Here is a 13,660-nt window from a genome sequence, read left to right as displayed (position 1 = left end):
ACCCACCGCAGCGCGGCCAGCACGTCATCGCGCTGCGCGGGCCACGCCGCGTCCGACGTCAGCCGGTAATCCGTGTCGTACACGGTGAAGCCCCGGGCCGCGAACCACCGCGCCCGCCCGCTCCAGTCCGTGTCCCTGGCCCACGAACCCCCATGCAGGATCACCAGGGCGGGCCGGTGCGCGGACCGGGCGGCCCCGTACACGGTGATGTTCTGGCGCTCATGGGACCCGTACGAGAAGAGCCGCCCGGACGACGGCGGCTCGGGGGCCGCCTGCGCGGCGGCACTGGACGACAGCAGCGCCCCGCAGAGGGCGAGGGAGAGAAGGGTGCGGCGCATGGGCCCGATGGTCCTCCGGCGAGGCGCCCGACGCCCGTACAAACGCGGAGGGCCACCGCACCGGGTGGTGCGGCGGCCCTCCGTTCGGTTCAGGCGGCGCCTGAACGGGGGAGCGTCAGTTGACGGAACCCATCAGCTGCTTGACCTTCTTGCGGGAGGTCCAGATGCCGAAGCCCGCGATGACCGCGATGATCGCCTCGATGGCGACGGCACCGGAGTTGTTCAGGTCGATGCCGAGCTGCGGAGAGGTCAGCAGACCCGTCACGGAGTCGCCCGCGGTGACCGCGAGGAACCAGACACCCATCATCTGGGCGCTGTACTTCTCCGGCGCCATCTTCGTGGTGAGCGACAGGCCGACCGGGGAGAGGCACAGCTCACCGACGGTCTGGATGAAGTAGATCGCGACCAGCCACATCGGGCTGACCCGGCCGCCGTTGGCGGCGGTGTCGATCAGCGGGATGAGGAAGACGGCGAAGGAGATGCCGATCAGCGTGAGGCTGGAGGCGAACTTGACGGCCGTGCTCGGCTCCTTGCCCCGCTTGTTCAGCCACAGCCAGGCGGAGGCGACCACGGGGGCGAGCGCCATGATGAAGATCGGGTTCAGCGACTGGTACCAGGAGGTCGGGAAGTCGAACCCGAGGAGGTTGTTCGTCGTCGAGGTCTTGCCGAAGATCGAGAGCGTGGAGCCGTTCTGGTCGTAGATCATCCAGAAGACGGCGGCGACCACGAAGAACCAGATGTACCCCGACAGCTTGGACTGCTCCAACTGCGAGAGCTCCTTGTCGCGCTTCATGCGCGCCAGGACGACGATCGGGATGAGCAGACCCGCGATGATCAGCGGCATCAGCGCCCAGTCGGCGAAGTTCCCGGTGACACCCATCAGCGTGTAGAGCGCGGCGGCGGCGATCAGCCAGAGCAGGCCGGTGCGCAGGGCGGAGGCGCGCTGCTCCGGCGTGGCGGGCTGCGAGACCACGCTGCTCTGGGCGCTCAGGTGGCGCGAGCCGAGCATGAACTGGGCGAGGCCGAGGGCCATGCCGGCCGCGGCGAGCGCGAAGCCGAGGTGCCAGTTGACGCTCTCGCCGACCGTGCCGATGGAGAGCGGGGCGAGGAAGGCGCCGAGGTTGATGCCGATGTAGAAGAGCGTGAAGCCACCGTCGCGGCGCGGGTCCTTCGGGCCGTCGTAGAGGTGGCCGACCATCACGGAGATGTTCGCCTTCAGCAGGCCGGAACCGAGCGCGACGAGCGCGAGACCGGCGAAGAAGGTCGCCGAGCCGGGCAGCGCGAGGGTGATGTGGCCGAGGATGACGACGCAGGCACCGATGATGACCGTCTTGCGCGGACCCCAGAAGCGGTCGGCCATCCAGCCGCCGGGCAGGGCGAGCAGGTAGACCATCGACATGTAGACGGAGTAGATCGCCGTCGCCGTGGTGGCACTCATGCTCATGCCGCCGGGGGCGATCAAGTACAGCGGGAGAAGTGCCTTCATGCCGTAGAAGCTGTAGCGCTCCCACATCTCGGTCATGAACAGTGTGGCCAGTCCGCGGGGGTGGCCGAAGAAGGTCTTCTCGGTGCCAGGGGTGCTGGCGGAGTCCTTCGTCAGGCTGGACGCCATGGGTCGATCCTCGTGGGTTCGGGACGCGCGACAGAGCGTGAGCGCGCCCGGTGGGGGGCGGTCGGCACCGGTTTCGCGCAGCCCTGCCCCACGCCCGGGGGAGGTTCACCCCCGGGGAAGGGGGAGAGGGAAGGCGAACTCCGGGATCCACACCCTGGGCGCAACCTCGCGCGCAGGGCCCGACCACAGGTCATTCCTTTCAAGGCTGGCCGAAGCCGGCCCGCACATAAAAGAGACCTAAGGCGCGCATAGCGGGCCAAAAGTCCTTGAATAGTGCACTAGGCGTTGCGTCACCATACGACACGGCAGGGATGCATATGGAAGGACTTGAGAGATGGATCACAGGTTTACGTGCAACCAACGGCACATAAACAAAGGTGTTCCTCAGAATCGCATCCCATAGCCGAAGGCTACGCCGGTGCCCTCCCCTCCGTGGTGCCCCACCGCGCGATCACCGCACGGCCCTTGTTCCGCGCGGACTACCATCACTCCATGACCCGTGTACTGCTCGCCGAGGACGACGCGTCCATCTCGGAGCCGCTGGCCCGCGCCCTGCGCAGGGAGGGTTACGAGGTCGAAGTGCGTGAGGACGGCCCGACCGCTCTCGACGCCGGACTGCAGGGCGGCGTCGACCTGGTCGTACTCGACCTGGGGCTTCCCGGCATGGACGGCCTCGAGGTCGCCCGCCGCCTGCGCGCCGACGGGCTCACGGTGCCGATCCTCATCCTGACCGCGCGCGCCGACGAGGTGGACACCGTCGTCGGTCTGGACGCGGGCGCGGATGACTACGTGACCAAGCCGTTCCGGCTCGCCGAGCTGCTCGCCCGGGTCCGGGCGCTGCTGCGGCGCGGCGCCACCGAGCACAAGGAGGCGCCGTCCACGCACGGCGTGCGGATCGACGTCGAGTCGCACCGCGCCTGGATGGGCGACGACGAACTCCAGCTCACCGCGAAGGAGTTCGACCTGCTCCGGGTCCTGGTGCGCGACGCGGGGCGCGTCGTCACGCGGGACCAGCTGATGCGGGAGGTCTGGGACACGACGTGGTGGTCGTCCACGAAGACGCTGGACATGCACATCTCCTGGCTCCGCAAAAAACTGGGCGACGACGCGGCGAACCCTCGCTACATCGCCACGGTCCGTGGCGTCGGCTTCCGCTTCGAGAAGAGCTGAGCGGCGCCCCGTCAGGGGCGCGAGGAACTGCGCGAGCAACCAAAAACAGACCCGCACCCGCCGTCGAACGGCCGTAGGCAGACGCGTCTGCGGATGGTCCTTCGGTTGCGCGCGCAGTTCCCCGCGCCCCTGACGGGGCGCACCCAGCGCCCTCAGGACAGCGCCCCTTCGGGGCGCGTCCCCTAGGGCACTTCCATCCGCGACACTGAGTAAATGCGCCGCCGACTGATCAACAGCACCCTCGCCGTAGTCCTCGTGGTGATCGCCGTCTTCGGAGTGAGCCTCGTCATCGTAGAGACGAGGACCATCAGCAGCAGCGCCCAGGAACGCGTCGAATCCGAGGCCCTCCGCCTCGCCAGCATCGTCGACAGCCGCCTGATCAGCGAGGAGAAGATCACCGGAGCCATCCTCCGGGACCAGGTCGCCAGCGACCGCTACGCCCGCATCGAGATCCCCGGCCGCAAGCCCATCGAGATCGGCACCCGCCCCGGCGGAGACGTCATCAGCGCCACCCGCCCCGGCGAGCAGGGCGAACAGGTCACCGTCCAGGAGCCCCGCGCCGCCGTCACCCGGGAAGTCGGCCGCACCCTGCTGATCATCGCGGCCGTCGCCCTGCTCGCGATCGTCGCCGCGGTACTCCTCGCCGTACGCCAGGCCAACCGCCTCGCCTCCCCCCTCACCGACCTCGCGGAGACCGCGGAGCGCCTCGGCTCGGGAGACTCCCGGCCCCGACACAAGCGGTACGGCGTCCCGGAGCTGGACCGCGTCGCCGACGTCCTCGACGCGTCGGCCGAGCGGATCGGCCGCATGCTGACCGCCGAGCGCCGGCTCGCCGCGGACGCCTCGCACCAGCTGCGTACGCCGCTGACCGCGCTGTCGATGCGCCTGGAGGAGATCACCGTCACCGACGAGCTCGACACGGTGAAGGAGGAGGCGACCATCGCGCTCGCCCAGGTGGAACGGCTGACGGACGTCGTGGAGCGGCTGCTCACCAACTCCCGCGACCCCCGCACCGGCTCCGCCGTCGCCTTCGACCTGGACGAGGTCATCAAGCAGCAGCTGGAGGAGTGGCGCCCCGCCTACCGCAGCGCGGGCCGCGCCATCGTCAGCTCCGGCAAGCGGCACCTGGAGGCGGTGGGCACGCCGGGCGCGGTGGCGCAGGTCCTGGCGGCGCTGATCGAGAACTCCCTGATGCACGGGGGCGGCACGGTCGCCCTGCGCACCCGCGTCACCGGCAACCAGGCGGTCATCGAGGTCACGGACGAGGGCCCCGGCGTGCCGCCCGACCTCGGGGCCCGCATCTTCGAGCGGACCATCAGCGGCCGCAACTCGACGGGGATCGGCCTCGCGGTGGCCAGGGACCTGGCCGAGGCGGACGGCGGCCGCCTGGAGATGCTCCAGACCAAGCCGGCGATCTTCGCCCTCTTCCTGTCGCGTACGCCCGTATCGAGGACGCACACCGAGGCGGAGACGGTCAGATGAGATGACCGCGGGGCACCGTGGCGTCAGCCCGCGCGCCGAGCCGCCGACCGCTCATCGGACTCCCCGGATCCCGCGGACTCCCCGGACTTCTCCGGGCCCCCGGAGGACACCGGCTTCTCCAGGAACGATTCCGCATGGGCGACCACGGGCAGCGCCTTGAAGACCCAGGTGCGGTAGGACCAGAAGCGGAAGAGCGTGGCGATGCCCATGCCGAGGAACTTGAAGAAGTTGGACTGGAGCCTGCTGTCCCACCCGAACCAGTACGTCGCCACGTAGAGCACGCCGTTCTCGATCACCAGGCCGACCACGCTGAAGAGCAGGAACAGCGTGAGTTCCTTGGTGCGGCCGCTCTTGTCGCGGTCCTTGTACGTGAAGTAACGGAACCCCACGTAGTTGAAGGCGATGGCGACGACCGTGGCGATCACGCTCGCGCGCACCACGTGCAGATCCGTGAGATGACGTACGAGGTTGAAGACGCCGAAGTTCACCAGCGTCCCGACCGCCCCGACGGCCCCGAACTTGGCGACCTCGCGCCCCAGCTGGTCCAGTCGCACCCGTAGTGCGCCCCGTTCCGTCATGGTGGTCGCCCCAGCCCCCGTCGATTCGTCACCGGCGCCGTTCGGCCGGAGTTCGTCACCGGCCGTTCAGCCGGTCGTGTACGTGCCGACGGATTGGTGTTTCGGTCGTTGTCGACCCAGCCATGCTAACCAGCGGCCCGTGCGGGCGCGCGCGGGCGCCCGGACACCGTGGCACCGCTGTGACGGGAGGGGGCGCGGGCGAGGGGATCCGGCCGTTCCCGGGTGGCCGGGAACGGCCGATACCCTGGGGGTGTGACGTTCCCGGTAGTCGGCATGGTCGGCGGCGGTCAGCTCGCCCGCATGACCCACGAGGCGGGTATCCCCCTCGGCCTGAAATTCAAGCTCCTCAGTGACACTCCGCAGGATTCCGCGGCCCAGGTCGTCGGCGATGTCGTCATCGGCGACTATCGCGACCTGGACACGCTGCGTGACTTCGCGCGGGGCTGCGATGTGATCACCTTCGATCACGAACACGTACCCACCGAGCACCTCAGGGCCCTGGAGGCGGACGGCATCCCCGTGCGCCCGGGGCCCGACGCGTTGGTGCACGCCCAGGACAAGGGCGTGATGCGCGAGAAGCTCACGGCGATCGGCGTGCCGTGCCCGCGCCACCGGATCGTGAGGGACCCGGCCGACGTGGCCGCCTTCGCGGCCGAGGGCGCCACGGACGGCGGCGACGGCTTCCCCGTGATCCTGAAGACGGTCCGTGGCGGCTATGACGGGAAGGGGGTGTGGTTCGTACGTTCCGTCGAGGACGCCGAGGACCCCTTCCGGGCCGGCGTCCCGGTGCTCGCCGAGGAGAAGGTCGACTTCGTGCGCGAACTGGCGGCGAACGTCGTCCGCTCGCCGCACGGCCAGGCCGTGGCCTACCCCGTCGTCGAGTCCCAGCAGGTCGACGGCGTGTGCGACACGGTGATCGCCCCGGCGCCCGGCCTCGACGAGGCCCTGGCGGGCGAGGCGCAGGAGCTTGCGCTGCGCGTCGCCAAGGAGCTGGGCGTGGTCGGCCATCTCGCGGTAGAGCTGTTCGAGACACCCGATGGACGCATTCTCGTCAATGAGCTGGCGATGCGCCCGCACAACTCCGGCCACTGGACGCAGGACGGCGCGATCACCTCGCAGTTCGCCAACCACGTACGGGCCGTGCTCGACCTGCCGCTCGGCGACCCGCGCCCGCGCGCCAAGTGGACCGTGATGGCCAATGTGCTCGGCGGTGACTACCCCGACATGTACGCCGCGTATCTGCACTGCATGGCCCGCGACCCGCAGCTCAAGATCCATATGTACGGCAAGGACGTGAAGCCCGGCCGCAAGGTCGGTCACGTGAACACCTACGGCGACGACCTGGACGAGGTCCTCGACCGCGCCCGCCACGCAGCCGGCTACCTCAGAGGAACGATCACCGAATGAGCTCCCCCGTTATTGGCATCGTCATGGGCTCCGACTCGGACTGGCCCGTCATGGAGGCCGCCGCCAAGGCTCTCGACGAGTTCGAGATCCCCTACGAGGTCGACGTCGTCTCCGCGCACCGCATGCCGCACGAGATGATCGCGTACGGCGAGCAGGCGGCGGACCGCGGCCTGAAGGCGATCATCGCGGGCGCGGGCGGCGCGGCCCACCTGCCCGGCATGCTGGCGTCGGTGACCCCGCTGCCGGTGATCGGCGTCCCCGTACCGCTGAAGTACCTGGATGGCATGGACAGCCTGCTCTCCATCGTGCAGATGCCCGCGGGCGTGCCGGTGGCGACCGTCTCGGTCGGCGGCGCGCGCAACGCGGGCCTGCTCGCGGCCCGCATGCTCGCCGCGCACGACGCGGAACTGCTCGGCCGGATGCGCGAGTTCCAGCAGGACCTGAACGACCAGGCGAGGGAGAAGGGCAAGCGGCTGCGGACGAAGGTCGAGGGGGCGGGTTCCGGATTCGGCTTCGGTTCGGGAAAGTGATCGCATGACTCCCGCCAGCGATCCAGCGACCCCCTCCGCCGCTCCACTCGACGAGGCGCGCGCCCTGCTCGCCGACTTCCCCGTCGTCGACGGCCACAACGACCTGCCGTGGGCCCTGCGCGAGAAGGCGGGGTACGACCTCGACCGCCTCGACATCGCGGCCGACCAGCGGGGCAGCCTGCACACGGACATCGCCCGGCTGCGGGCGGGCGGTGTCGGTGCGCAGTTCTGGTCGGTGTACGTGCGTACGGACCTGGCCGGCGACGCGGCGGTCAGCGCCACGCTCGAACAGATCGACTGCGTCGAGCAGTTGCTGGCCCGCTACCCGGCGGACCTGGCACGCGCGCTGACGGCGGCGGACATGGAGAAGGCCAGGAGCGAGGGCCGCGTCGCCTCCCTGATGGGAGCCGAGGGCGGCCACTCGATCAACAACTCCCTCGCCACGCTGCGGGCGCTGCACGCGCTCGGCGTGCGCTATATGACGCTCACGCACAACGACAACATCGCGTGGGCGGACTCGGCGACGGACGAGCCGGGCGTCGGCGGCCTCTCCGCCTTCGGCCACGAGGTCGTCCGCGAGATGAACCGCACCGGCATGCTGGTCGACCTCTCCCATGTGGCGGCGACGACGATGCGGGCGGCGCTGGACACCTCGGTGGCCCCGGTGATCTTCTCGCACTCGTCGGCGCGTGCGGTCTGCGACCACCCGCGCAACATCCCCGACGACGTCCTGGAGCGGCTGCCCGCGAACGGCGGCGTGGCGATGGTGACGTTCGTACCGAAGTTCGTGCTCCAGGCGGCGGTCGACTGGACGGCGGCGGCCGACGAGAACATGCGCGCGCACGGCTTCCACCCCCTCGACACGAAGCCCGAGGCGATGAAGGTCCACGCGGCCTTCGAGGAGTCGACGCCCCGCCCGCTCGCGACGGCGTCCACGGTCGCCGACCACCTCGACCACATGCGCGAGGCAGCGGGCATCGACCACATCGGCATCGGCGGCGACTACGACGGCACGGCGTTCACCCCGGCGGGCCTGGACGACGTCTCGGGCTACCCGAACCTGATCGCGGAACTCCTCCACCGCGGCTGGTCCAAGCCCGACCTGGCCAAGCTGACGTGGCAGAACGCGGTCCGGGTTCTCGGCGCGGCGGAGGACGTGGCCAGGGACGTGCAGTCCCGCAGGGGCCCGTCCCTCGCGACGCTGGAGCAGCTGGACGGGTAGTCACCGCTGTGGGCACCCGTCCCGTACGGCGGGACGGGTACCCACAGCCCGAAGGCGCTATGGCAGGGTCCGCGCCATCAGCCCAGGGATGCCACGGCGTCCGCGATCAGGGCGCGGGCGGCTGCTCCCCGTACAGCCTGCTGCGAGAGACGTTCGAAGGCTCGGGCGTACAGCTCGATCTGGCTGGGTTGTGTGAGCGTGGAGGCGGCGTCGAGGGTGTCGGCGTGCACCCTCTTGTCGTCGAAGATCGTGAAGGTGGGCATGGGCCACATGTCCCGCTCGTCGGAAAGCGGGACGATGCCCACGGCGACGTTCTGAAGGTCCAGGACCCCGAGCAGGTGGCCGAGCTGGGCAGCCATGGTCTCAGCGCTGCACATCCGGTACCGCAACACCGACTCCTCCAATACGAAGGAGAAGCGACGCCTGCCCTTGCTCAGCACCTCGTTACGCCGTATCCGAGCCGCCACGGCCTCGCTCACGTCATCCGGTGTCCCCCGGAATTCCGCGATGGAGGTCAGCAGGGCGGAGGCGTACCCCGCCGTCTGAAGGAAACCGGGGATCACGTCGGATACGTATACGCGGAAGGTCTTGGTCTGCCGGTACAAGTCGCCGGTGCTCTCTTGCAGGCGCCGGAGACCGGCCCGCTGAAGCCGCTTCCACTCCACATGCGCTCCAGCGGACTGCCTGTTGGCCGCGATCAGGTCAGGAGCCTGGTCCTCAGCGGTGCAGGCCCGGCACCACGCCCGGATATCGGCATCGGACGGTGGAGTCCTGGCGTTCCCGATCCGGGACGACTTCGACTCGGACCAACCGCACCTGACGGCCAGCTCCCGCCCGCTGATCCCCGCGTCCTTCCGAATCTCCCGCAGACGGTCCGCCAGGGCTTCGCGGGCCTTCTGAACGCGTGAGGACGGGTGCTGAGACACGGAGCTGGCTTTCGTCAGACCTTGTACTGGGGATGCGGGATCGCTCGCTCCCAGACCGTTTCGAATGCAGCGGAGCACAGCTTCACGGCTTCCGGATCGGCCGTGATCTCGTCCTCCACCACCGCGCCGTCACCCGAGAAGTGGTGCACCCGGAGCAGCCCGTCATCGAACAACCAGAAGTCGTTACCCGGCAGGGGGATGGCCGTGGCTCGTCGCCGGGGCAGCCAGCGGACTTGCTCCCCGGCGGTGACGTTGGCATGGGTGACGTAGTGCTCCCAGCGGATGTACTCCGACACCGGCTCGGAGACGACCCGCGCCCTTCGGATCACGACGCCCCTGGCCACGGCGTCAGCGATCAACTGGTCATAGGGATGCCACCAGGACTCACGGTCCTCCCACTTGATCCGCTCCCCACGCTTCCACGCCTCGAACCGTTCCGTGGCGGCGTAGGAATCACGCAGTTCCAAGTGGACAGCGGACCGCTCACACTGGCCAAGCAGCTCAGCGAAGCTGGGCACGCTCGAGGGCATCACACGCCTCCCTGATCATCGGGATCATTCGGGCCGGAATCCTCACGACGGCCTCGGTCTCCGGCACCGAGCCGTTCGCGGGGCTGCTTGCCTCGCATTCCGCCTGAGTCTCGGGGGTTGGCTTCCACCCCTGCAACAAGATCTCCTGTGCTTCCGCGTCCGCCCACACGGTGGGGCAGTGGTCCCGGTCCGTGTCGGGGTCGATCCCAACGAATTCCACGGCCATGGCAGGCTCCCTGGTCCAGGTACTTGCTCGGGCTTGCAGCAGCATCTGAAGCTGTGCGAGCGTCTGGGGCGGTTCGTGCATCACTGGCCCGAGCGTCCCGACGAAGAGCGGCACGATGAACACGCGCTCACACGTACGGTGGCCATCATCGAGCAGGCCGGGCACACCGTCGACAGCGAACTGTGGACGGGCCCGACCAAGGCCCTGGTATCGGTGGCGGCGAACTGCTCCCACACACCCAAGCCCGGCGGTTGCGGCCCTATCAATCCGGGCAAGTGCGCTTCGCACTGCTCGGGCGGTGGCGGTAGTCAGGCCGACCGCGAGCATAGAAAGGCGGAAGCGTGAACGCTGAGCAGGCTCGGCAAGTTGACGCCGTGCTGAGGCAGTTGGGTATCCCAGGCGTGGTCGCACCAGAGGACCCGGAGAACATGGCAGGGACCTGGCGCGTGTACGACACAGCCGACCCGACCACGCGCCGGGACGTCACCGCTGATGCGCTCGCATCTGTGGCCGCCAAGTTCCCAGAGGAGAAACCGGGTTCAGGACCGATGCGAGGATTCATCATTCCGCCCAAGGACGGCTGAGCGTCTGCGACCCTGGCCAACAAACGAACGCCCCTGCCGCGAATGCGGCCCCCGGCAGAGTGCCGGGGGCCGTTGTGTTTGCGCAGGTGATGGGCAAACTCGCCGCTGACCTGCTAAAACCCAGCTACGGCAGGTTGCGCGCCATCACGATGCGCTGGACCTGGTTCGTGCCCTCGTAGATCTGCGTGATCTTCGCGTCGCGCATCATGCGCTCCACCGGGTAGTCACGGGTGTAGCCGTAGCCGCCGAGGAGCTGGACCGCGTCCGTCGTGACCTCCATGGCGACGTCCGACGCGAAGCACTTCGCCGCCGCGCCCTGGAAGGTCAGGTCCTTGTCGCCGCGCTCCGACTTCGCCGCCGCCGCGTACGTCAGCTGGCGGGCGGCCTCGATCTTCATCGCCATGTCGGCGAGCATGAACTGCACGCCCTGGAAGTCGGCGACCGGCTTGCCGAACTGCTTGCGCTCCTTGACGTAGCCCGCGGCGTAGTCGAGGGCGCCCTGGGCGATGCCGAGGGCCTGGGCCGCGATGGTGATGCGGGTGTGGTCCAGGGTCTTCATCGCCGTCGCGAAGCCCGTGCCCTCCTCGCCGATCATGCGGTCGGCGGGGATGCGGACGTTGTCGAGGTAGACCTCGCGGGTGGGGGAGCCCTTGATGCCGAGCTTCTTCTCCGGGGCGCCGAAGGAGACGCCCTCGTCCGACTTCTCGACGACGAACGCGGAGATGCCCTTGGAGCGCTTGGCCGGGTCGGTGACGGCCATGACCGTGTAGTACTCGGAGACGCCCGCGTTGGTGATCCAGCGCTTGACGCCGTTGAGCACCCAGAAGTCGCCGTCGCGCACGGCCTTGGTCTTCATGCCCGCCGCGTCCGAACCGGCGTCCGGCTCGGAGAGGCAGTACGAGAACATGCCCTCACCGGCGGCGAGCGGACCCATGTACTTCTTCTTCAGCTCCTCGGAGCCGGAGAGGATGACGGGCAGCGAGCCCAGCTTGTTCACGGCCGGGATGAGGGAGGAGCTGGCGCAGACGCGGGCCACCTCCTCGATCACGATGACGGTCGCCAGGGCGTCGGCGCCCGCGCCGCCGTAGCTCTCCGGGACGTGCACGGCGTGCAGGTCGTTCGCGACGAGGGCGTCGAGGGCCTCCTGCGGGAAGCGGGCCTCCTCGTCCACCGCGGCGGCGAACGGCGCGATCTTCGCCTCGGCCAGCGAGCGGATCGCGTCCCGGAGCATGTCGTGCTCCTCGGACGGGCGGTACAGGTCGAAATCAGCCGATCCGGCCAAGGTCTCTCACGCTCCAAGGATGCTAATTACCGTTAAGTAACCCAATTTTAGTGCCGTCGCCCGCGCCACGGATACGTGAGCTTGGCGACAGCCCACCGGCGGCCTCGGCGAGCGCCGTGAACACGCCCCGTGAGCGGCCGGGACACGCCCGACTATGCTCGGTCAGCGCACGCGCAGCCGTAAGCCCCGCACACCCTCTGGAGCACCGCATGGCCCTCAAGATCACCGTGATCGGCACCGGCTATCTCGGCGCCACGCACGCCGCGGCCATGGCCGAACTCGGCTTCGAGGTCCTCGGTCTCGACATCGTGCCCGAGAAGATCGACATGCTCCAGCGGGGCGAGGTCCCCATGTACGAGCCCGGCCTCGAGGAGCTGCTGCGCAAGCACGTCGCGGGCATCGAGGGGGCCACCGGACGGCTGCGCTTCACCATGGACTGGGCGGAGGCCGCCGACTTCGGCGATGTCCACTTCATCTGCGTGAACACCCCGCAGAAGCACGGTGAGTACGCGTGCGACATGTCGTACGTCGACTCCGCCGTGGAGTCACTGGCCAAGCACCTGAACAAGGCCGCCCTCGTCGTCGGCAAGTCCACCGTGCCGGTCGGCAGCGCGGACCGGCTCGCCGCCCGCATCCTGGAGCTGGCCCCCGCGGGCGACGAGGTCGAACTGGCCTGGAACCCGGAGTTCCTGCGCGAGGGCTTCGCCGTACGGGACACGCTGCGCCCCGACCGGATCGTGGTCGGCGTGCGCAGCGAGCGCGCCGAGAAGCTGCTGCGCGAGGTGTACGCGACGCCGGTCGCCGAGGGCTCGCCCTTCGTCGTCACCGACTTCCCGACCGCGGAGCTGGTGAAGACCTCCGCCAACTCCTTCCTCGCCACGAAGATCTCCTTCATCAACGCCATGGCCGAGGTGTGCGAGGCCGCGGGCGGCGATGTCGTGAAGCTGGCGGAGGCGCTCGGCCATGACGACCGGATCGGCAAGAAGTTCCTGCGGGCCGGTATCGGCTTCGGCGGGGGCTGCCTGCCGAAGGACATCCGCGCCTTCATGGCGCGGGCCGGTGAGCTGGGCGCGGACCAGGCGCTGACGTTCCTGCGCGAGATCGACTCCATCAACATGCGGCGGCGCGGCCAGATGGTCGAGATGGCCCGCGAGGCGCTGGGCGGCGGGTCCTTCCTCGGCAAGCGGGTCGCGGTGCTCGGCGCCACGTTCAAGCCGGACTCCGATGACGTCCGGGACTCTCCCGCGCTCAACGTCGCCGGGCAGATCCACCTCCAGGGCGGGCAGGTCACGGTGTACGACCCCAAGGGCATGGGGAACGCGCGCCGGCTCTTCCCCACGCTCGGGTACGCGGACACGGCGGTGGACGCGGTGCGCGGCGCCGATGTGGTGCTGCACCTCACGGAGTGGCGCGAGTTCCGGGAGCTGGACGCGGCGGCGCTCGCCTCCGTGGCGGCGGCGCCGGTCATCCTGGACGGCCGGAACGCGCTCGACCCCGCGGTGTGGCGGGCGGCCGGGTGGACCTACCGAGCGATGGGCAGGCCGACGGCCTAACGGGGCCCTCTGCCCGCCCCGGGCCGGTCGCTGGCCCGACGCCCCGCAGGGTCAGCGCCGCCCGGCCGGTTCGCTGGCCAGGCGCCCAGGCGCCCCCGCCGGTTCGCCGTCCCGGCCGGTTCGGCCGTCCCGCCGTCCCGCAGGGGCAGCGCCCCCGGCCGTCCCTGCCGCCCAGCCGGGTCACCGCCCAGCCGGGTCACCGCCCGCCGTCCCGCCGTCC

15 protein-coding genes are annotated in these 13,660 nt (G+C 69.6%); 8 read left to right on the top strand and 7 right to left on the bottom strand.

The genetic code is table 11. The features are described from left to right. Both GKQ77_RS16230 and GKQ77_RS16225 read right to left on the bottom strand, forming a co-directional pair. The coding region (locus GKQ77_RS16230; RefSeq protein WP_219689484.1) for an alpha/beta hydrolase at nt 1-338 on the bottom strand (338 nt) is incomplete at its 3' end. A gap of 115 nt (nt 339-453) precedes the next feature. Beyond that, entirely contained in the window at nt 454-1,950 is a 1,497-nt protein-coding gene (locus GKQ77_RS16225) for a peptide MFS transporter (protein WP_219689483.1), read from the bottom strand. A gap of 492 nt (nt 1,951-2,442) precedes the next feature. Between GKQ77_RS16225 and GKQ77_RS16220 the strand changes: the two genes are divergently transcribed. Both GKQ77_RS16220 and GKQ77_RS16215 read left to right on the top strand, forming a co-directional pair. Then, complete coding sequence (locus GKQ77_RS16220) at nt 2,443-3,120, top strand: response regulator transcription factor (protein ID WP_055534262.1); 678 nt, start codon at nt 2,443-2,445, stop codon at nt 3,118-3,120. A gap of 213 nt (nt 3,121-3,333) precedes the next feature. Beyond that, nucleotides 3,334-4,602, top strand: coding sequence for a sensor histidine kinase (locus tag GKQ77_RS16215; protein ID WP_219689482.1), 1,269 nt, complete (start codon nt 3,334-3,336; stop codon nt 4,600-4,602). Nucleotides 4,603-4,625: 23 nt separating this feature from the next. On the opposite strand, the gene GKQ77_RS16210 is transcribed toward GKQ77_RS16215, so the two are convergent. Further along, nucleotides 4,626-5,180, bottom strand: a complete 555-nt coding sequence (locus tag GKQ77_RS16210) for a GtrA family protein (RefSeq protein WP_258021407.1) — start codon at nt 5,178-5,180, stop codon at nt 4,626-4,628. Nucleotides 5,181-5,432: 252 nt separating this feature from the next. On the opposite strand from GKQ77_RS16210, the gene GKQ77_RS16205 reads away from it, so the two are divergent. The 3 genes from GKQ77_RS16205 to GKQ77_RS16195 are packed head-to-tail and all read left to right on the top strand — an operon-like array spanning nt 5,433 to nt 8,339. Continuing rightward, entirely contained in the window at nt 5,433-6,587 is a 1,155-nt protein-coding gene (locus GKQ77_RS16205) for a 5-(carboxyamino)imidazole ribonucleotide synthase (protein WP_219689481.1), read from the top strand. After that, nucleotides 6,584-7,117, top strand: coding sequence for a 5-(carboxyamino)imidazole ribonucleotide mutase (purE, locus tag GKQ77_RS16200; RefSeq protein ID WP_125513164.1), 534 nt, complete (start codon nt 6,584-6,586; stop codon nt 7,115-7,117). The genes GKQ77_RS16205 and purE overlap by 4 nt, the downstream gene beginning before the upstream one ends. A 4-nt stretch (nt 7,118-7,121) precedes the next feature. Continuing rightward, on the top strand, nt 7,122-8,339 hold the full coding sequence (locus tag GKQ77_RS16195) for a dipeptidase (RefSeq protein ID WP_219689480.1): 1,218 nt from the start codon (nt 7,122-7,124) through the stop codon (nt 8,337-8,339). Between the two features lie 77 nt (nt 8,340-8,416). On the opposite strand, the gene GKQ77_RS16190 is transcribed toward GKQ77_RS16195, so the two are convergent. From GKQ77_RS16190 to GKQ77_RS16180, 3 genes are read right to left on the bottom strand one after another with little or no spacing between them, the layout of a single operon-like run. Then, on the bottom strand, nt 8,417-9,265 hold the full coding sequence (locus GKQ77_RS16190) for a helix-turn-helix domain-containing protein (protein WP_219689479.1): 849 nt from the start codon (nt 9,263-9,265) through the stop codon (nt 8,417-8,419). A gap of 14 nt (nt 9,266-9,279) precedes the next feature. Beyond that, entirely contained in the window at nt 9,280-9,795 is a 516-nt protein-coding gene (locus GKQ77_RS16185) for a DUF6879 family protein (protein WP_219689478.1), read from the bottom strand. Then, the gene (locus tag GKQ77_RS16180) at nt 9,767-10,021 is read right to left on the bottom strand and encodes a hypothetical protein (protein ID WP_219689477.1); all 255 of its coding nucleotides are present in this window, start codon (nt 10,019-10,021) and stop codon (nt 9,767-9,769) included. Before GKQ77_RS16180 ends, GKQ77_RS16185 begins: the two co-directional genes overlap by 29 nt. 33 nt (nt 10,022-10,054) lie before the next feature. Between GKQ77_RS16180 and GKQ77_RS16175 the strand changes: the two genes are divergently transcribed. Next, nucleotides 10,055-10,366 (top strand): glycine-rich domain-containing protein, encoded by a 312-nt coding sequence (locus GKQ77_RS16175; protein WP_258021406.1) that lies wholly within the window; start codon nt 10,055-10,057, stop codon nt 10,364-10,366. Continuing rightward, the gene (locus GKQ77_RS16170) at nt 10,363-10,605 is read left to right on the top strand and encodes a hypothetical protein (RefSeq protein ID WP_219689476.1); all 243 of its coding nucleotides are present in this window, start codon (nt 10,363-10,365) and stop codon (nt 10,603-10,605) included. Before GKQ77_RS16175 ends, GKQ77_RS16170 begins: the two co-directional genes overlap by 4 nt. A gap of 124 nt (nt 10,606-10,729) precedes the next feature. On the opposite strand, the gene GKQ77_RS16165 is transcribed toward GKQ77_RS16170, so the two are convergent. Continuing rightward, the gene (locus GKQ77_RS16165; RefSeq protein WP_219689475.1) at nt 10,730-11,887 is read right to left on the bottom strand and encodes an acyl-CoA dehydrogenase; all 1,158 of its coding nucleotides are present in this window, start codon (nt 11,885-11,887) and stop codon (nt 10,730-10,732) included. A 209-nt stretch (nt 11,888-12,096) separates the two neighbouring features. On the opposite strand from GKQ77_RS16165, the gene GKQ77_RS16160 reads away from it, so the two are divergent. Beyond that, nucleotides 12,097-13,440: a UDP-glucose dehydrogenase family protein gene (locus GKQ77_RS16160; RefSeq protein ID WP_219689474.1), complete on the top strand. Its 1,344-nt coding sequence runs from the start codon at nt 12,097-12,099 to the stop codon at nt 13,438-13,440. Nucleotides 13,441-13,660 lie beyond the last annotated feature (220 nt).

Origin of the sequence: Streptomyces anatolicus (assembly GCF_019400875.1) — a bacterium.
GTDB classification, from domain to species: Bacteria; Actinomycetota; Actinomycetes; order Streptomycetales; family Streptomycetaceae; genus Streptomyces; species Streptomyces anatolicus.
The sequence above is the reverse complement of the archived record's forward strand: the minus strand, read 5'-3'. Positions and strand labels throughout refer to the sequence as shown.